Source organism: Paraconexibacter algicola (assembly GCF_003044185.1).
Classification (GTDB): domain Bacteria; phylum Actinomycetota; class Thermoleophilia; order Solirubrobacterales; family Solirubrobacteraceae; genus Paraconexibacter; species Paraconexibacter algicola.
The window spans coordinates 1,212,250-1,229,911 of sequence record NZ_PYYB01000001.1 but is presented as its reverse complement, the minus strand read 5'-3'; the positions used below and the strand labels follow the sequence as shown (position 1 = coordinate 1,229,911).

Genomic DNA, 17,662 nt, shown 5'->3' with positions numbered 1-17,662 from the left:
GTGAACGCCCCGATCGCCCGGCTGTACGTCGTCTTCCTGCTGCTGTTCGCGCTGCTCATCGCGTTCACGTCGCGGTGGACGGTGTTCGAGGCGCAGCAGCTCGACGACAACGCGCTCAACCGCCGTGGCGTCTTCGAGGAGCAGCGGATCAAGCGCGGCCTGATCCGCGCCGCCGACGGCACGGTGCTCGCGCGCAGCGTCTCCGCCCAGGACGACACCTACCGCCGCTCCTACCCCGAGGGCGGCCTGTTCTCGCACGCGCTCGGCTACTCGTACACGACGCTCGGCCGCGCCGGCCTGGAGCGCTCGCGCAACGACGCGCTGAGCGGCAAGCGCGGCGAGCTCGGCAGCGTGGTGGACCGCGTGATCGGCCGCACCCCGGTGGGGGAGAACGTCCTCACGACGCTCGACCCCGAGGCGCAGCGCGTCGCGCTGAACGCGCTGAACGGGCGCAAGGGATCGGTCGTCGCGATCGAGCCCGAGACCGGCGCGGTCAAGGTCATGGCGTCGTTCCCCGGCTTCGACCCGCGCGACCTGCGCTCGGCCGAGACCTTCTCGCGGCTGGCCAACGACGAGGACAACTCGCCGCTGCTCAACCGCGCCACGCAGGCCGGCTACCCGCCCGGGTCGACCTTCAAGGTCGTCACCGCGGCCGCGGCGCTCGACAGCGGCGAGTTCACCCCCGAGTCGACGCTCGACGGCAACAGCGGCAAGGAGATCTCCGGCGTCCCGCTGAACAACTCCGGCGGCGCGAGCTTCGGGCGCATCACGCTCACCACCGCCCTGACGAACTCCGTCAACACCGTCTGGGCGGAGGTCGCCGAGCGGCTCGGCAAGGACACGATGCGCACGTACATGCGGCGCTTCGGCTTCGACAAGGACCCGCCGCTGGACTACCCCGACGGCCAGATGCTCCCGTCGGGCTCCTACCGTGACGGGAAGGTGATCCCCGCCACGTCACGCTTCATCGACGTGGGCCGCATGGCGATCGGACAGAACCTCCTGCGCGTGACCCCGCTGCAGATGGCGATGGTCGCCGCCGCGGTGGCGAACCGCGGCCGGCTGATGCGCCCGCACCTGACCGACCGGATCGTCGACGAGGACGGCCGCACCGTCGAGCGGATCGAGCCCGAGGAGCAGTCCCGCGTCATGAGCGAGGGCTCCGCCGACAAGCTCATCGCGATGATGACCAACGTCGTGCGCGAGGGCACTGGAACCGCCGCGGCGCTCTCGGGTATCGATGTTGCGGGCAAGACCGGGACCGCGGAGAAGGACGTGCAGCGCAACATCAACCAGCCGTGGTTCATCGGGTTCGCGCCCGCGCGGAACCCCAAGATCGCCGTCGCCGTCACGATCGAGAGCGTCGTCGGCGGCCAGGGTGGCGTCGTCGCCGCACCAATCGCCAAGCAGGTCATGGAGTCGTTGCTGAATGGATGAGCGCCTTGCCCCCGAGACCATCGTCGATGGTCGCTACCGCGTCGTCGAGCGGATCGGCTCGGGCGGGATGGCGGACGTGTACCGCGCCGAGGACCTCCAGCTCGGCCGCGACGTCGCCCTGAAGATCCTCCACCGCCGCTTCTCCGAGGACGAGGAGTTCGTCGAGCGGTTCCGCCGCGAGGCGTCCAGCGCCGCCGGCCTGCAGCACCCCAACGTCGTGTCGGTCTACGACCGCGGCGCCTGGGACGGCACCTACTACATCGCCATGGAGCACGTGGAGGGCCAGACCCTCAAGCAGGTCGTCCACGGCACCAACCCGCCCGCGCCGCAGGACCCCGCGACCGCCGTCGAGCTCGCGATCCAGATCCTGCGCGCCGCGAAGTTCGCGCACAAGCGCGGCGTCATCCACCGCGACCTCAAGCCGCACAACGTCATCGTCGACGGCGAGGGCCGCGCGAAGGTCACCGACTTCGGCATCGCGCTCGCCGGCGTCTCCGACATGACCCAGACCGGGTCGATCATGGGCACCGCCCAGTACCTCTCGCCCGAGCAGGCGCAGGGCCACCCGGTCACCGGGCAGTCCGACCTGTACGCCATCGGCGTCATCCTCTTCGAGCTGCTCACCGGCCGGATCCCGTTCGACGGCGACAGCGCCGTGACGATCGCGCTCAAGCAGGTCAACGAGCCCGCCACGCCACCCAGCGCCTACAACCCCGCCGTCGGCCCCGACCTCGACGCCGTCGTCCTGCGCGCGCTCGAGAAGGACCCCGCCCGCCGCTTCGCCGACGCCGACGCGTTCATCGCCGCGCTCGAGCAGGTCGCCGAGCGCCTCGCGAGCGGCAGCGCCGGGTCCACCGGCGTGACGTCCGTCGCGGGCGCCGCCGTCGCCACCGCCTACGGGCTGCCGCCCGCCGAGACCGGGCTCTCGCAGCACACCCAGGTCTCCGGCGCGATCCCGCAGGTCTCCGCCTACGACGGCTACGCCTACCCGACCACCGCCCCGCCCGAGGCGCCGCAGGACGACCGCGGCTCGCGCCGCTGGTGGGTCGCGCTGCTCGCCGGCCTGCTCGTCGCCGCCGCGATCGTCGGCGGCCTGCTGCTGCTCGGCGGCGACAAGGTCACGGTCCCGCAGGTCGTCGGCGTCGACGAGGCCAGCGCCGTCACGCGGCTGCGCGCCGACGGCTTCAACACCGACATCACCACGAAGAACGACCCCAACGCCCCCAAGGGCCAGGTCATCGGCCAGATCCCGAACGGCGGCACCCAGGCCGACAAGGGCTCGACCGTGACGCTCACCGTCAGCGACGGGCCCGGCAACGCCACCGTCCCGCGCGTCGTCGGGCAGGGCCGCAACGCGGCGACCAAGGCGCTGCGCGAGGCCGGCTTCCTCGTGCGCGAGGAGACCGCGTTCTCCGCCGAGATCGGCGAGAACCGCGTCATCTCCGTCGAGCCCGGGCAGGGCGAGTCGCTGGAGAAGGGCAGCACCGTGACGATCACAGTCTCCGAGGGCGCCGAGCGCGCCGCGGTCCCGAACGTCGTCGACCAGAACCGCGACGACGCCGAGACGACGCTCGAGGACGCGGGCTTCACCGTGTCGGTCCGCGAGCAGGAGAGCGACGAGGAGGTCGGCACCGTCCTCGCGCAGAACCCGGCGGGCGGCACCTCCCGGCCGAAGGGCTCGCGCGTCACGATCACCGTCGCCAAGGAGGCCGAGGAGGTCGACGTACCCGACGTCACCGGCCAGACCTCGGCCGAGGCGACCGCCGCGCTCTCCGGCGCCGGCTTCACCGTCGTCCCGCGCGAGCAGGAGGTCGACAGCCCCGACCAGGACGGCGTCGTCCTCGCCCAGGACCCCAAGGACGGCAAGCTCCGCAAGGGCCAGCGCGTGACGATCACCGTCGGCGCGTTCTCCCCGGACCTCAACCCGGACCCGACGCCCACGCCCACCCCGACCCCCACCGCCACGCCGTGAGGGTCGCGGTCCTCTCCGGCGGCCGCTCCTCCGAGCACGACGTCTCGCTGCGCTCGGGCGCCGCGGTCGCCGCAGGTCTCGAGCAGGCCGGCCACGAGGTGGTCCCGGTGCTGCTCGACCGCGAGGGCGGCTGGCGCGACCCCACCGGCATCCCGGTCGAGGTCGTCCCCGGGCACGGCCTGCTCGGCGCCGACGTCGTCTTCCCCGTCCTGCACGGCCCGTTCGGCGAGGACGGCACCGTCCAGGGGATGCTCGAGCTGCTGGACGTCCCCTACGTCGGGTCCGGGGTCCTGGCCTCCGCCGCGTGCATGGACAAGGTCGTCTTCAAGGACCTCATGGCCGTCGGCGGCATCGCCCAGGTCGGCTACGCGCTCGCGCTGGCCGGGGAGGGCGTCGACGCCGTCGCGGCGCGCGAGGACGTCCTCGCGCTCGGGTTCCCGTGCTGGGTCAAGCCAGCACGGCTCGGGTCGAGCGTCGGGATCGTGAAGGTCCGGGCGGCGCAGGAGCTGCCCGACGCGCTGCGCACCGCCTTCGCGCACGACGCGCGCGTGATCGTCGAGGCGAACTGCAGCGGCCTGGAGATCGAGTGCTCCGTCCTCGGGCCGACCGAGGCGCCCGAGGTCTCCGTGCTCGGCGAGATCGTGATCCAGAGCGAGTGGTACGACTACGAGGCGAAGTACACGCCCGGCGGCATGGAGCTCGTCGTGCCCGCCCGGATCTCCGAGACCGCCGCCGCGCGCGTGCGCGAGCTCGCCGCGCTGGCCTTCTCCCGCGCCGGCTGCAGCGGCCTGGCCCGCGCCGACTTCTTCGTCGACGGCGAGACCGTCCTGCTCAACGAGCTCAACACGATGCCCGGCTTCACCGCCACCAGCGTCTACGGGAAGCTCTGGGACGCCTCCGGGCTCGCCTACCCCGCGCTCGTGGACCGGCTCTGCCGCATCGCGCTGGACCGCCACCGCGCCGAGCGCGCGCAGCGGTTCTAGGCCGCTGGCCGCGCTCAGGGCAGCGTGAGCACCGCGAGCGTCGGGGCCTGCGCCCCGGCGTCGGCGAGCGCGACCGCGTGGTCGGGATCCCCGACCTCGCCCGTGGCCCGGACGCCGTGGGCGGCGAGGCCGTCGAGCCAGCCGTGCACGACGCGCAGCGCGGCGGCGTGCGCGCCGTCGATGTCCGAGCACCAGGCCTGCAGCCGGGTGGGACGCATCGGCACGACGACGTGCACCGGCCGGCCCTCAGCGGCGAGCTGCGCGGCGACCCCCGACCGGTAGGGCGACGGCGTCAGGAGGACGGTCCGCAGCGTCGCGGGGTCCGGGACCGGGGGCGTCGCGACCGGCAGGGTCGTGACGAGGACGTCGGTGGGGGCGGGGGTGCTGACGGCGGGCATGGCGGGCTCCTGGTGGACCGGGTTCGGTGTGCCCGGTCAGCCTGCCGTCCGGCCGGCCAGCGATCGGCCAGCCGTGGGTTAGCCGCGGGTGATGTCCGCGCAGTCCGCGCAGGTGCCCGTGACCGTCACCGACGCGACCGGGTCCGCGTGGCCGGCCGCGCGGGCGGCGTCGAGCACCGCGTCGAGCGCCACCGCGGGCGCGTCGAGGTCCTGCACGCGGCCGCAGACGCGGCAGGCGAGGTGGTGGTGCGGCGCCCGCCGGGAGTCGAACAGCGTGGCCCCGCCGGGTGCGGCGACGCGGCGCACGATCCCGAGCTGCTCGAACAGCTCGAGCGTCGCGTAGACGGTCTGCACGGACACGCCCGGGAGGCGGTCGGCGACCGCGGCGCGGATCTGCTCGGCGGTGGCGTGCGTGTCCTGCGCGCGCAGGTGCCGGTGCAGGACGAGCCGCTGGGAGGTGACGCGCAGCCCGCCGCGACGGAGGGCCTCGGTCAGCTCGGCGTCGTGCTGGGTGGTGAGCGTCGCCACGTCCTCCACCGTATCAGGAGCAGGCCGCAGATCTTAGGGTTCCCTATTTTGGAACCTCTCCAAACAGCGGTATCCTCCCGGCATGTCGACCGCCACCACCACGCCCCCCTCGACCCTCCAGGTCCTGCGGCACTGGCGCAGCAGCGACGAGCGCACCCGGCTGCTGCAGGTCGTGCAGCCCACCCTCATCGGCCTCATCGACGGCACGATCTCGACCCTCGCCCCGATCTTCGCCGCCGCCTACGCGGCCGGGCCGCGGACCGCCCTGCTCGTCGGCCTCGCCGCCGCACTCGGCGCCGCGATCTCGATGGGCATGAGCGAGGCGCTCAGCGACGACGGCGCCATCACCGGTCGCGGCAGCGCCGTCGCCCGCGGCCTCCTCACCGGTGGCGCCACGTTCGTCGGCGGCACCGCGCACGCCCTGCCGTTCCTCATCGGCGACCGCGAGACCGCGCTCGCCGTCGCCTACGCGGTCGTCTCGGTCGAGCTCGTGCTCATCGCCGTCGTCCGGCAGCGCTACCTGCAGGTGCCGTGGTTCGGCTCGCTCGTCCAGGTGACGCTCGGCGGCATCGTCGTCACCGTCGTCGGCATCCTCGTCGGCCACGCCTGACCGGCGCGACCACCCGCGCGGGCGTCGCTCAGGAGACGCCCGCGTCGGCCAGCCAGCCCCACGCCTGCGCCTGGTCGACCACCGCGACCTCGAGCTTCTGGGCCTTCGCGGTCTTCGACGCGCCCACGTCGTTGCCGGTGATGAGGAACGTCGTCGACGCCGACACCGACGAGGCGCTCGTCGCGCCCGCCTGCTCCAGCAGCCGCACGAACGCCGGTCGCGCGACCTTCTCGCCCGTGTCCGGATGCACGATCGCCCCGGTCACCACGACGGTCGCCCCCTTCAGCGGCGTGTCGGCGGCGGCCGCCACCTCCACCGGCCGGTCCTCGTCGCGGACGTCGAGCGACACGCCGTGCGCGCGCAGCGCCGCCACGAGCTCCGCGACCTCCGGTCGCGCGAAGTAGTCCGCGATCGACCGGGCGACGATCGGCCCGATGTCCTTCACCGCCGCCAGGTCCTCCGCCGAGGCGGCCGCGATCTCCTCCACCGACCCGAAGCCGGCCTGGCACAGGCGCTTGGCCGTGCCCTCACGCGCATGACGGATCCCGAAGCCGATCAGCGCCCGGCGCAGGCCCATGTCCTTCGACCGCTCGATCGACTCGACGAACCGGCGCGAGCTGACCTCGCCCATCCGGTCGTACTCCATCAGCTGCTCGGCGGTGATCGCGTAGAAGTCCGCCGGGGTGCGCAGGACGCCGTCCTCGTAGAGCTTCGCGATCCACACCTCGCCGACGGCCTCCATGTCCGCCGCCGCCCGGCCCGCCCACCACTGCAGCCGGCGCAGCGTCTGCGCCGGGCAGTCGAGGTTCGTGCAGAACAGCTCCCGCGAGTTGCCCTGCTCGACGAGCTCGGTGCCGCAGGACGGGCAGTGCGTCGGGATCTCCGCCTCGCGCACGTCGTCGGGCTGCGGGCCCGGGGCGGGACCCGACACGAACGGGATCACGTCCCCGGCGCGCTTGACCAGCACGCGCATGCCGACCTTCACGCCGCGCGCGCGGACCACCTCCTGGTTGGCGAGCGTCGCGCTCGACACCGTGGTGCCGCCGACGAACACCGGCTCGAGCACCGCGCGCGGCACGACCTTGCCGCCCGGCCCGACCTCCCAGGAGATGTCGCGCAGGACCGTCTCGCGCTCCTCCGCCGCGAGCTTCACCGCCACCGCGCCGCGCGGCGTGCTCGACCGGTTGCCCGCGGCGGCGAACGCCTTCGCCGCGTCGAGCTGGACGACCGCGCCGTCGATGTCGAAGTCGTTCGTCGGCCGCGCCGCCTCGATCGCCGCGATCACCTCGAGCACCGCGTCGGCGCCCTCCACGACCTCGATCGCCGGCACGTGGAACCCGCGGTCGGCGAGGCCCTGCACCGTCAGGTCCGTGGCCTCGGGGGCGTGCACGTCGAACGCGTAGAACCGCAGCACGCGCCCCGCCTCCGCCGCCGCGGCCGGGTCCTTCTGCAGCAGCGTGCCCGCGCACGCGTTGCGCGGGTTGGCCAGCGGCTTGTCCGGGTGCGCCGCGTTGTACGCGTCGAAGGTCGACTGCAGCATCACTGCCTCGCCGCGCACCTCGACCCGGCCCGCTGCGCCGTCCCCGAGCGCGGTCGGCAGCTCCGGGATCACCGCGCGCGCCGCGGACGTCACCTCCTCGCCGGTCGTCCCGTCGCCGCGGGTGGCGACGTACTCGAGCGCCCCGTCCTGGAAGACGATGCTCAGCGACACCCCGTCGAGCTTCGGCGTGACGCGGAGCGGCTGACCGGGGAACCGCTGCGCGAACTCGCGGACGCCCTCCTCGCGGTTGGCGGGCGAGACCTTCGCCAGCGACAGCATCGGACGGGCGTGCCGGATCGCGCGCCGCGCGCCCGACGGCGCGGCCCCGACCTGGTCCAGCGGGTTGTCGGCCGGGGTCAGGTCCGGGTGCTCGGCCAGCAGCCCGCGCAGCTCGTCCTCGGCCGCGTCGAACGTCGCGTCGTCGACCGACGGCTCGCCGGCGTAGTACTCCTCGCGCCACGCGCGCAGCGCGGCGGCGAGCTCGTCGATCCGGTCCCGGGGGTCAGCGTCGGCCATCCCCCGGCACGCTACCTATCGGAAGAGCACCACTTCGCTGATCGCCGCCCGGTCCTTGCCCTCGGGCAGCTTCGTGATCCAGATGAGGTAGTAGCGGAACGGCTGACGGGCGGTGTCGAGGTCGATGCTCGTCGTGCGACCGGTCGCGTCGACGTCGGCCAGCTCGATCCAGCCGTCGGACGGCAACGTCTTGGGGACCGCGCTCCTGGCGACGAAGATCTTGCCCTTCCAGCCCGGCGTCGTCGTGCGGATCGACATCGCGCGGGCCGCGACGCCCGGCTTGGCGTCGAGGTAGATGCCGACCCCGAGGTCCGCCGGGTCCGCGGGCGGGGAGGTCTTCGTCAGGACGCCGCCCTGGTAGCGCTCGGTGTCCCAGATCGAGTTGGGGTCCTTGTCGAGCACGAACTTCGCCGCGTCGGAGTGCTCGCCCCCGTCGCCCTGCGGGTCGTAGTCGCTCGCGCGGTCCTGCCCGAGGCTGATCGGCTGCAGGCCCGGCGGCGCCTTCACGTCGACCGGGGTCCGCGTGCCGGTGCCGCGCTCGACCCGGTCGCCCTGCGCGAGGATCACGACCGTGCCGACGATCGCGATCAGCGCCAGCAGACCGGGGACGGCGAGCCGCCACGGCTGCGTGACCCGGCGCGGCAGCCGGCGGCGCGACTGCTCCGGCAGCGTGCGCAGCACCGCGGTCGCCTCGCCCGTCGCCTGACCGGTGCGGCGCGTCTCCTGGACGAGCACGTCCTCGAGGTCGGCGACGAACGTCGCGTCGGAGCGGTAGCGCTGGTCGAGCTCCTTCGCGGTCGCCCGGTCGAGGACGGCGGCGAGCGCGCCGCTGACCTCCGGGCGGCGGACCTGAACGTCGGGCAGGTCCTCGCGGACGTGCTTCATCGCGACCGCCACCTGGTTCTCGCCCTTGAACGGGACGTCCCCGGTGAGCATCTCGTAGAGCACGATGCCCAGCGAGTACAGGTCCGACTGGCCGGTGACCGCGTGACCGAGCGCCTGCTCGGGGGACACGTAGTCGGTCGTGCCGAGCACGCGCCCGTCGGCGGTCAGGCCCTCCTGGTCGAGCGTCCGCGCGATCCCGAAGTCCGTGACCTTCGCCGAGCCCTCCTCGTCGATCAGGACGTTCTGGGGCTTGACGTCGCGGTGCACGATCCCCGCGTCGTGCGCGGCGCCCAGGGCGCGCGCGATCTCGATCGTGTACGCGATCGCCTCGCCGATCGGCAGCTTGCCGTGCCGGCGGATGCGGGCCTTCAGCGTCTCGCCCTCGACGTACTCGAAGACGATGTACGGGGTCGGACGGTAGGCGTCGTCCTGCTCGCCCGCGTCGATCACCTGCACGATGTGCGGGTGGTTCAGCTGCGCGACGGCGCGCGCCTCGCGGCGGAACCGCTCGAGCTGGTCGGCGTCCGTCGCGCCCTGCGGGTGCAGGACCTTGATCGCCACCTGCCGCTCCAGACGGGTGTCGAACGCCCGATAGACGGTCGACATCCCGCCCGCGCCCACGTGGGCGTCGAGCCGGTAGCGATCGCTGAGCAGGGTGCCGACCGTGACGGTCACTGGACGTATTGTGCGGGAGGGGCGGCGTTTCGTGTCACACGCACCTGCAGGAGTTCGCCACGCGGGCCCTTTACCCCTTCCGCCCGGGCGCCTACGCTCCCGCCCATGGGACCGGTGCATCGTCGTATCGTCGCGCTCGCCTGCGCACTTTCGGGCGGCCTGGCCGCTCCGGGGACCGCGCTCGCGGTCGACCCGGCGCCGACGGCGCTCCCGGCGCTCCCGGGAGCCGAGGTCGAGCCCAACGGCACGGCGGCCACCGCGACGCCGATCACGCCGGGGACGCGGGTCCGGGCCTCCGCGGTCCCGGTGGCCGACGTCGACGTCTACCGCTTCACCGCCCGGACGGGAGACCGCGTCATGGCGGCGGTCCTCACCTCCGGGTCCGCGGGCTCGGTCCCCGACTCCGAGCTGCGGCTGCTCGCCTCCGACGGGACCACCGTGCTCGAGCTCGACGACGACAACGGGACGTTCGCCGCGCTCAGCTCCTCGATCAGCGGGGCGATCATCCCGGCCGACGGGACCTACTACCTGCGGGTCGAGCCCACCACGAAGGTCGTCAACCCGGGGACGATGCGTCCGTACGACCTGTACCTCGACGTGCGGTCGGGGGCGCCCACCCCCGAGGTCGAGGGCAACGACTCGGTCGCGACGGCGAACGCCTTCACCGGGTACGTGTCCGGGGCCCGCAACCCGGCGGCGGCCCCCGAGCAGGACTTCTTCCGCGTCACGCTCGCGGCCGGCGACACGATCTTCCTGTCGATGGACCTCGACCCCGAGCGCGACGGCACCACCTACGACGGCCGGCTCGGCCTGGGCCTCTTCGGGGACGCCGACAACCAGTCGGTCGTCGTCGACGACGCGGGCAACGGTGACGTCGCGCCCACGCCCAACCGGCCGTCGGAGGCGCTGGCGTTCACCGTGCGGCAGGCCGGCACGTACTACGTGCTCGCCGACTCGGCCTCCGCCGCCGTCGGCGGCGCGACCGCGACCTACCGGATCTCGGGCACCGTCATCCCGGCGGCGAAGCCGTCGTGCCGCACGATCGCCGCCCCCGCGGGCGGGCCGATCGCCGACCAGCCCGGCGGCCCGACCGACATCGCCATCCCGGTCGCCGACAGCGGCCTCGTCGACCGCGCCGCCCTGCAGATCGACCTGACCCACGCGCAGATGCTCGACCTCGACATCTCGCTCGTGACCCCCTCCGGCACCGAGATCGGGCTCGCCACCGACATCGGCGGGGCCGCGGGCGGGCAGACGAAGATGGGAACGCTGTTCGACGAGTTCGCCGCGATCCCCCCGTCCTTCACGGTGCTGAAGGGCACCGCGCTGCAGCCGGAGAGCATCTACCGGCTGTCCTGGCTCGACGGGATCCCCATGCAGGGCACCTGGAAGCTGCGGCTGCGCGACGACCTCGTGGGGAACACGGGCACCGTCGAGGCGGTCTCCCTGATCCTCTGCGCCCGCCCGGCCCCCGCGGCCGGCCTGACCCGGTACGCGGCGACGTTCGAGTCCGGCGACGAGGGCTTCACGCACTCCGGCGCCGCCGACGAGTGGGAGCGCGGCACGCCGGCCACGGTCGGCACCAGCACGGGAACCGCCGTCGCCGGCCTCAGCACGTGCGCCCAGGGCAGCGCCTGCTGGAAGACGGACCTCGACGGCACCTACAACGCCTCCAGCAACCAGGACCTCGTCTCGCCCCCGATCGACCTGACGGCGGCCACCGGGCCGCTGGCGCTGCGGTGGTGGATGTGGTTCCAGCTGGAGAGCGCGAGCTTCGACCGGGCGCGCGTCTCGATCGAGAACGTCGCCGACGCGGCCGACGCCCGCACCCTCTTCGAGTGGCGCGACGCGACGATGAGCAACGGCGTCGGCAACCCGGCCTTCTCGGTCCCGGCGGCCGCCGGATGGGGGGCGCACGACGCGGACATCTCCGCGTTCGCCGGCAAGACCGTGCGCCTGCGCTTCCACCTCGACAGCGACGCGTCGGTGCAGGTCTCCGGGCTCGCGATCGATGACATCTCGATCGTCGAGGCGACCCAGCCGCTGACCGTCACCGCGACCGGGACCGGCACCGGGCACGTCGACAGCAGTCCCGCGGGCATCGACTGCGGCACCGTGCTCGCGGACCACGGCAGCTGCGCGAAGGCGTTCGTCCAGGGCACCGCCGTGACGCTCACCCCGCGGCCCGCGGCCGGGTCGGAGTTCGCCGGCTGGTCCGGGGCCTGCACGGGTACGGGCGCCTGCACGGTCACGATGTCGGGGGCGCGCGCGGTCACCGCGACGTTCACGGCGCTCCCGCCCGCGCCGACGCCGACCGCCACGCCCGGCCCGACCGCCACGCCGGAGCCGACTCCCACGGTCGTCCCCACCGGCCCGCCCGTCGTCCCGGCGCCGACCCTCGCGCAGTCGCTCGTCGTCGGCGGACCGTCGACGAAGCGCTGCGTCAGCCGGCGCACGCTGACCCTCCGCGTCCGGGCGCCGAAGGGGACGACGCTGAAGACCGTCACGGCGACCCTCAGGGGCCGCAAGCTCAGGATCGTCAAGCGCGGAGGCGAGTTCCGCGTGAGCGTCGACCTGACCGGGAGGGCACGGGGCTCCTACACGGTCACGATCAGGGTGACCACGACGGGCGGGAAGCGGGCGACCGTGACCCGCACGTACCGGACCTGCGCGAAGAAGCGGAAGCGCTAGGCGGTGGCGGCCTCCGGGGCCGCGTCGCCTTGGAGGGCCGCCGGATCCATCCAGTTGAGCTCCCAGGCGTGGCCGTCCGGGTCCTGGAAGCTGCCGCCGTACATGAAGTCCATGTCCATGGCCGGCTTCCACGTGGCGCCGCCGTTGTCGAGCGCCTTCGTGACGAGCTGGTCGACCTCCTCGCGGCTCTCGCAGGAGAGGCAGTTGAGGACCTCGGTGGTACCGGCGGGGGAGATCGGGTTGAGGCTGAAGCCCTCGAAGCGCGAGCGCTCCATGACCATCACGAAGATCGACTCGCTGACGACGACGCAGGCGACCGTCTCGTCGCTGAACCGCTCGTTGATGGTGAAGCCGAGTGACGTGTAGAAGGCGCGGGAGGCCTGGACGTCGCGGACGGGGAGGTTGACGAAGATCATGCGGGTCATGGGGTGCCTTTCGGGCGGTGGGTGCTTGTGGAAGAGCACCTTCGCGGACCGCGTGGAGCGCGTCCAAGACGCGATGTGGGCCCGATGATGCATGCTGTGCATCCATGTCCGTGACCTACGACCTGCGACTGCTGACGTCGTTCCTCGCGGTCGCGGACGAGCTGCACTTCGGCCGGGCGGCGGAGCGCCTGCAGGTCGCGCAGCCCGCGTTGTCCCAGCAGCTGCGACGTCTCGAGACCCAGCTCGGCGTGCAGCTGTTCGACCGTGACGCGCGGAAGGTCGAGCTGACCGGGGCGGGCGAGGCGTTCCTCCCCGGCGCGCGGGAGGCGGTCGCGGCGGCGCACCGTGCCGCACTGGCCGCGCAGCGCGTGACCGACACCGCGCCGGCCGTGCTCCGCGTCGCCGTGGATCTCGACCTGCCCGAGCGCGTCCTGCAGCAGATCCGGCTGTTCTCCCAGATCCGGTCGGAGATCGAGCTGAAGGTCGTACGCCAGCACCAGGGCGACGCCCTCGACGCGCTCCACGAAGACCAGCTCGACCTCGTCGTTGGCTGGGGCCGCATGCCGTACGGGCCGCCGCTGCGCTCCCTGACCCTCGACAGCGAGGAGATCCTCGCGGTGCTGCGCGACGACCACCCGGAGGCGGCGCGCCCGACGATGACGCGCGACGCGTTCGGCCGCGGCCAGTTCGTGATGTTCGAGCGGGAGCAGTCCGCGGACGTCTTCGACTGGCTCGCCGTCGCAGCGGCCGGGCGCCAGCCGGAGCAGCTGCGCATCCAGCAGGTCCGGTCCCTGGACGACGGGGCCAGCGCGATGCTGCGCTCGGCCGGCCGCGGGTGCGGCCAGACGATCGTCGCGGCGTCGCGGTTCGACGCCGCCGCGCACCCGCGCCTGCGCACGATCCCCTTCGACCCGCCGCTGCGCCACGAGATCGTGGCGATGTGGACGGCGGAGTCGGAGTCGGCCGCCGTGCTGGCGCTCGCCGACTCCTGGGGGAGAGCGTGACGGGGCCCGGCGGTCCGGCCATGTGGCCGGCCCGCCACCCCTTGGTGGGAAGCGACCGCCTGAGGCCGCTAGGGGTGGTCAGCCGGCCCACGTGGGCCGGCGAGTCGGGCCCCCGTGCGTTCTCCTAGCCGCGCAGCAGGCTCAGGACCGACTGCGGGGCCTGGTTGGCCTGCGCGAGCATCGCCGTGCCGGCCTGGGTGAGGATCTGGTTCTTGCTGAGCCTCACCATCTCCTCCGCCATGTCGACGTCGCGGATGCGGGACTCCGCGGCCACCAGGTTCTCCTGGTAGACGCCGAGGTTGCGCATCGTGTGCTCGAGCCGGTTCTGCGCCGCGCCGAACGCGGAGCGCTGCGCGGTGACCGCGTCGATCGCCGCGTCGATCTCGGAGATGTCCGCGGTGCCGGTCGCGCTCAGCGACGCGTACGCGGTGCCGACGGCGGAGCCGAGGCTCACGGTGGCGACCGAGATCGTCTCGCCGTCGTTGGCGCCGACCTGGAAGGTCATCGAGGTCGCGGCGTTCAGCACCGACAGGCCGTTGAACTCGGCGGTCGAGCCGATCCGCTCGATCTCGGAGGCGAGCTGGTTGACCTCGGTCTGGATCGCGTCACGGGACGCCTGGGAGAGCGCGCCGTTCTTGTACTGGACCGCGAGCTCGCGCACGCGCTGCAGCATCGAGTGGACCTCGTCGAGCGAGCCCTCGGCGGTCTGCACGAGCGACACGGCGTCCTGCGCGTTGCGCTGCGCCTGGCCGAGCCCGCGGATCTGGCCGCGCATCTTCTCGGAGATGCCGAGGCCCGCCGAGTCGTCCGCCGCACGGTTGATGCGGTAGCCGGAGCTCAGGCGCTCCATCGACTTCGAGGTCTGGGCGCTCGTGGTGGTGAGCTGCCGGTGCGCGGTGAGCGCCTCGACGTTGTTCTGAATGCGGAGGGACATCCGGTCCTGGTCCTTTCGGGATTCGTCCTTGAGCGCCGCTGGTCCGGTGAGGGCCGGGCCGGCGACGGGGGTGCGTCTGGCTAGGTGTTGGTGCTGCTGGGAAGGTCGTCGGGGAGCTGCGCGGCGTCCGCCGAGGCGGCGGCCGTGTTCTCCTCCTTCACCGCGGAGTAGATCTCCTCCCGGTACACGGGAATCGACTTCGGCGCGGCGATGCCGATGCGCACGGACGAGCCGTTCACCTCGATGACCTCGATCACGACGTCGTCGCCGACCATGAGCTTCTCGCCGGGGCGTCGGGTGATGATGAGCATCTCGGGCTTCCTCCTTGGAAATGGGCTGTCGTGCGAGCGTACTCGTCCGGTGGACGCTCGTCCTAGGCCGCCTGCTCGGCGGCGGTCGGGAACAGCGGCGCGCGCACGGGCGCGTCCGGGGCCTGGTTGATGACCTGGTGGCCGGCGCCGTGCGCGATCAGGATCGGCGCGCGGAGGTTCGCGCAGAAGTCCTGCAGGGACTCTGCCGCACGGACGGTCACGTACACGGAGGTCGCCTCCGCGTCGGTGATCCCGATGCGATCGGCCTCCTCGTCGGCCAGCTCCACCTCGTAGGTGGGGAAGAACCGCCAGGGGTTGGTCAGCGGGACGGCGAGCTCGGGATCGTCCAGCGAGTGCAGCCAGACGAACGCGCTCTCCTCGCTGCGCGCCAGCAGCGCGTAGCGGGTGCCCCCGAGGCCGATGAGGCCCGCGGGGAAGTCGAGCACCGCGTCCGAGGGGATCTCGATCCGCCCGAACCGCGAGCTCTGCAGCACGACGGTCATTGAGGGGTCCTTCTTGTCGTTGGTCATCGGAGGAAGTCCATGAGGGAGGGTTGGATGACGGTCGCGCCGGACTTCAGCGCGGCCTCGTAGGCGGACTGCCGGGTGGAGAGGGCGAGGATCGCCTGGGCCATGTCGGCGCCCTCGAGCCGGTCGAGCCGGGTCTGGCCGGCGAGCTCGAGATCGCCGAGGCTCGTCGCCGCCGACGCCAGGCGCGCGGCGGTCGCCCCGTTGGCGGAGCGGGCGGTCGAGATCGTGTCGAGGTTGGCCTGCAGGCCCTGCAGGTCGGCGCCGCGCAGGGCGGCGAGGTCGGCGGTCGTGCCGCCGCGCAGGTGCTGGGCGACGTCACGGAGCGTGTCGAGCATCAGGCCGTCCCCGGGGGTCTGGCCGGAGCCGAGGATCTGGGAGCCGAGCTGGTTGACCTGCACGGTCACCCCGGGCCCGATCTCGCGCAGCACCGCGCCCGTGTCGCCGCCGTAGGTGTCCGGGCCGCCCGGCGTGTACGGCCGGGTGGTGGTCGCCGTGCCGGAGAGGACGTAGCGGTCGCCGACCTTCGCGTTCGCGCGCTCCTTGGCGGCCTCGACGAGCTGGTCGATCTCGCCGGCGATCCTCTCGCGGTCGGCCTGCGTGTAGGAGCCGTTGGCGCCCTGCGTGGCCAGCTCGCGGGCGCGGTGCAGCAGGTCGGCGAGCCCGCCGAGCGCCGTGTCGGTCGCGTCGGTCCAGTCGTTCGCCTCGGCGACCGCGTCCTTCTGACGGGCGAGGCCGGCGAGGTCGGCGCGCTGCACCACCGCGGCGCGGGCGCCCGCGGGGTCGTCGGAGGGCCGGTTGATCCGGCGGCCGGTCGACACCTGCTGCTGGGCCTCGGCGATCCGGTCCTTGCCGGTGCGCAGGTCGCCGAGCAGGCGGTCGGTGAGCATCGTGTGCGTGATCCGCATCGTCGATCAGAGCCCCACGCGACCGGTGCGGTTGATGAGCGTGTCGAGCGCCTCGTCCATCGTCGACATGACGCGCGCGGACGCCTGGTAGGCGCGCTGGAAGCGCACCATGTTCGTCATCTCCTCGTCGAGGCTGACGCCGCTGACCTCGGTCCGGCGCTCCAGGGCGACCGCCTTCAGCGTCACCGCGGTCGCGGCGAGCCGGTCGGCGGCCGCGGCGTCGTCGCCGAGGCTGCGCACCAGCGACGCGTACGTGCCGTCCGCCGTCCCGCCGCGCAGCGCGGCGACGGCGAGCGCGATGTCGTTGGCGCCGGCCGCCGCGGTGCTGCCGGCGTCGAGCGTCGCGGACGTCGCGTTGACCGCCAGGGTCGCGGCGGTGCTCCCGGAGAAGAACGGGGGGGTGCCGTGCAGCGCGTTGACCGCGGTCGAGAGCTGCGCGGCGACCGTGTCGAGGTCGGTGCGGCGCGCCCCGATCGGGCCGGTCGCGGACTGGAGCGTCAGCAGCGCGCCGAGCTTGCCGCCGGGCGCGGTGAGCGTCTGCGGCCAGGTGACGGCCGAGCCGTTGGTCAGCGGGGCGGCGGCGTCACCGAACTGGACGCTGACCGAGCCGCCACCGAGGTCGGTGACGCTGACCTGCCCGTACTGGCTGAGCTGGTCCAGCAGCTCGTCGCGACGGTCGAGCAGGTCGTTCGGGGTCCGCCCGGCCGAGGTCTGCTGGACGATCGCGGCGTCGAGCCGCGCGAGCTCGTCGGCGGTCTGGCGCACGACGCCCGTGGCGCTCGTGAGGTCCGTGTACTCCTGGCCGGCGACGGTCTGCAGCTGGCCGAGCTGGGCGTCCAGGCGCCGGAACCCGTCGGCGAGGTTCTGCGCGTGGCCGATCAGCGAGGACTTCGCCGACGCCGACTCGGGGTTGGCGGCCAGCGTCGACCACGCGTCCCAGAAGTTCGACATGAGCTTGCCCAGGCCGCCGTCCCCGGGCTCGGCCAGCAGCGCCTCCGCGTTGCCGAGCGCCTTGGCGGTGGTCTGGTGCTGGCCGGCGCTCATCGTCTGCGCGCGGGCCTGCAGGTCCAGGAACTGGTCGCGGATGCGGCGGTACTGCTCGACCTCGACGCCCTGGCCGAGCTGCGCGCCCGCGCCACCGGCGACCGCGCCCGCGGACAGCTGCAGCGAGGCGGCCGCGCTCATCACCGCCTCCTGGCGGGTGTACCCGGCGCGCTCGGCGTTGGCGATGTTGTGGCCGGTGACGTCGAGTCCGCGCTGCTGGGCGAGCAGGCCGCGCAGGGCGACGTTCAGACCGCTGAATCCGGAGACGGGCATC

Annotated in this window: 16 protein-coding genes; 6 read left to right on the top strand and 10 right to left on the bottom strand. The window is 73.3% G+C overall.

Going from position 1 to position 17,662, the window contains the following annotated elements; all coding sequences use genetic code 11:
- Genes C7Y72_RS05880 through C7Y72_RS05870 form a run of 3 tightly spaced genes read left to right on the top strand, consistent with a single transcriptional unit; the run spans position 1 to position 4,392 of the window.
- On the top strand, positions 1-1,437 hold the full coding sequence (locus C7Y72_RS05880; RefSeq protein WP_107567647.1) for a peptidoglycan D,D-transpeptidase FtsI family protein: 1,437 nt from the start codon (positions 1-3) through the stop codon (positions 1,435-1,437).
- Positions 1,430-3,409, top strand: coding sequence for a Stk1 family PASTA domain-containing Ser/Thr kinase (gene pknB / locus C7Y72_RS05875; protein WP_107567646.1), 1,980 nt, complete (start codon positions 1,430-1,432; stop codon positions 3,407-3,409). Before C7Y72_RS05880 ends, pknB begins: the two co-directional genes overlap by 8 nt.
- Entirely contained in the window at positions 3,406-4,392 is a 987-nt protein-coding gene (locus C7Y72_RS05870) for a D-alanine--D-alanine ligase family protein (protein WP_107567645.1), read from the top strand. The genes pknB and C7Y72_RS05870 overlap by 4 nt, the downstream gene beginning before the upstream one ends.
- A 14-nt stretch (positions 4,393-4,406) precedes the next feature.
- On the opposite strand, the gene C7Y72_RS05865 is transcribed toward C7Y72_RS05870, so the two are convergent.
- Together C7Y72_RS05865 and C7Y72_RS05860 are read right to left on the bottom strand one after the other, a co-directional pair.
- Complete coding sequence (locus C7Y72_RS05865) at positions 4,407-4,790, bottom strand: hypothetical protein (protein WP_107567644.1); 384 nt, start codon at positions 4,788-4,790, stop codon at positions 4,407-4,409.
- Positions 4,791-4,868: 78 nt separating this feature from the next.
- Positions 4,869-5,318, bottom strand: a complete 450-nt coding sequence (locus C7Y72_RS05860) for a Fur family transcriptional regulator (protein WP_158276673.1) — start codon at positions 5,316-5,318, stop codon at positions 4,869-4,871.
- Positions 5,319-5,400: 82 nt separating this feature from the next.
- Between C7Y72_RS05860 and C7Y72_RS05855 the strand changes: the two genes are divergently transcribed.
- A complete protein-coding gene (locus C7Y72_RS05855) occupies positions 5,401-5,928 on the top strand; it encodes a VIT1/CCC1 transporter family protein (protein ID WP_199223864.1) in 528 nt (175 codons plus the stop codon).
- A 28-nt stretch (positions 5,929-5,956) separates the two neighbouring features.
- Here C7Y72_RS05855 and ligA read toward each other — a convergent pair whose 3' ends face one another.
- Positions 5,957-7,984: an NAD-dependent DNA ligase LigA gene (gene ligA, locus C7Y72_RS05850; RefSeq protein WP_107567642.1), complete on the bottom strand. Its 2,028-nt coding sequence runs from the start codon at positions 7,982-7,984 to the stop codon at positions 5,957-5,959.
- 15 nt (positions 7,985-7,999) lie between these two features.
- The gene (locus tag C7Y72_RS05845) at positions 8,000-9,544 is read right to left on the bottom strand and encodes a protein kinase domain-containing protein (protein WP_107567641.1); all 1,545 of its coding nucleotides are present in this window, start codon (positions 9,542-9,544) and stop codon (positions 8,000-8,002) included.
- 105 nt (positions 9,545-9,649) lie between these two features.
- On the opposite strand from C7Y72_RS05845, the gene C7Y72_RS05840 reads away from it, so the two are divergent.
- A complete protein-coding gene (locus C7Y72_RS05840; protein WP_107567640.1) occupies positions 9,650-12,235 on the top strand; it encodes a pre-peptidase C-terminal domain-containing protein in 2,586 nt (861 codons plus the stop codon).
- On the opposite strand, the gene C7Y72_RS05835 is transcribed toward C7Y72_RS05840, so the two are convergent.
- A complete protein-coding gene (locus tag C7Y72_RS05835; protein ID WP_107567639.1) occupies positions 12,232-12,660 on the bottom strand; it encodes a VOC family protein in 429 nt (142 codons plus the stop codon). The two genes, C7Y72_RS05840 and C7Y72_RS05835, sit on opposite strands and share 4 nt — an antisense overlap.
- Positions 12,661-12,764: 104 nt before the next feature.
- Between C7Y72_RS05835 and C7Y72_RS05830 the strand changes: the two genes are divergently transcribed.
- Positions 12,765-13,664: a LysR family transcriptional regulator gene (locus tag C7Y72_RS05830; RefSeq protein ID WP_107567638.1), complete on the top strand. Its 900-nt coding sequence runs from the start codon at positions 12,765-12,767 to the stop codon at positions 13,662-13,664.
- 124 nt (positions 13,665-13,788) lie between these two features.
- Here C7Y72_RS05830 and C7Y72_RS05825 read toward each other — a convergent pair whose 3' ends face one another.
- From C7Y72_RS05825 to flgK, 5 genes are all read right to left on the bottom strand, one after another.
- On the bottom strand, positions 13,789-14,598 hold the full coding sequence (locus C7Y72_RS05825; RefSeq protein WP_107567637.1) for a flagellin N-terminal helical domain-containing protein: 810 nt from the start codon (positions 14,596-14,598) through the stop codon (positions 13,789-13,791).
- Between the two features lie 80 nt (positions 14,599-14,678).
- Positions 14,679-14,909: a carbon storage regulator CsrA gene (gene csrA, locus C7Y72_RS05820; RefSeq protein ID WP_107567636.1), complete on the bottom strand. Its 231-nt coding sequence runs from the start codon at positions 14,907-14,909 to the stop codon at positions 14,679-14,681.
- Between the two features lie 62 nt (positions 14,910-14,971).
- Positions 14,972-15,439, bottom strand: a complete 468-nt coding sequence (gene fliW / locus C7Y72_RS05815) for a flagellar assembly protein FliW (protein WP_107567635.1) — start codon at positions 15,437-15,439, stop codon at positions 14,972-14,974.
- Positions 15,436-16,344 (bottom strand): flagellar hook-associated protein FlgL, encoded by a 909-nt coding sequence (flgL, locus tag C7Y72_RS05810; RefSeq protein WP_107567634.1) that lies wholly within the window; start codon positions 16,342-16,344, stop codon positions 15,436-15,438. The genes fliW and flgL overlap by 4 nt, the downstream gene beginning before the upstream one ends.
- A 6-nt stretch (positions 16,345-16,350) precedes the next feature.
- A complete protein-coding gene (gene flgK / locus C7Y72_RS05805) occupies positions 16,351-17,661 on the bottom strand; it encodes a flagellar hook-associated protein FlgK (RefSeq protein ID WP_107567633.1) in 1,311 nt (436 codons plus the stop codon).
- Between the last annotated feature and the right edge of the window lies 1 nt (position 17,662).

Bases quoted from the DNA above. Each gene is read 5' to 3' on its own strand.
- pknB (WP_107567646.1), top strand. From the start codon at position 1,430: ATGGATGAGCGCCTTGCCCCCGAGACCATCGTCGATGGTCGCTACCGC.
- C7Y72_RS05865 (WP_107567644.1), bottom strand. From the start codon at position 4,790: ATGCCCGCCGTCAGCACCCCCGCCCCCACCGACGTCCTCGTCACGACC.
- C7Y72_RS05855 (WP_199223864.1), top strand. From the start codon at position 5,401: ATGTCGACCGCCACCACCACGCCCCCCTCGACCCTCCAGGTCCTGCGG.
- ligA (WP_107567642.1), bottom strand. From the start codon at position 7,984: ATGGCCGACGCTGACCCCCGGGACCGGATCGACGAGCTCGCCGCCGCG.
- C7Y72_RS05840 (WP_107567640.1), top strand. From the start codon at position 9,650: ATGGGACCGGTGCATCGTCGTATCGTCGCGCTCGCCTGCGCACTTTCG.
- C7Y72_RS05835 (WP_107567639.1), bottom strand. From the start codon at position 12,660: ATGACCCGCATGATCTTCGTCAACCTCCCCGTCCGCGACGTCCAGGCC.
- C7Y72_RS05830 (WP_107567638.1), top strand. From the start codon at position 12,765: ATGTCCGTGACCTACGACCTGCGACTGCTGACGTCGTTCCTCGCGGTC.
- C7Y72_RS05825 (WP_107567637.1), bottom strand. From the start codon at position 14,598: ATGTCCCTCCGCATTCAGAACAACGTCGAGGCGCTCACCGCGCACCGG.
- csrA (WP_107567636.1), bottom strand. From the start codon at position 14,909: ATGCTCATCATCACCCGACGCCCCGGCGAGAAGCTCATGGTCGGCGAC.
- fliW (WP_107567635.1), bottom strand. From the start codon at position 15,439: ATGACCAACGACAAGAAGGACCCCTCAATGACCGTCGTGCTGCAGAGC.
- flgL (WP_107567634.1), bottom strand. From the start codon at position 16,344: ATGCGGATCACGCACACGATGCTCACCGACCGCCTGCTCGGCGACCTG.
- flgK (WP_107567633.1), bottom strand. From the start codon at position 17,661: ATGCCCGTCTCCGGATTCAGCGGTCTGAACGTCGCCCTGCGCGGCCTG.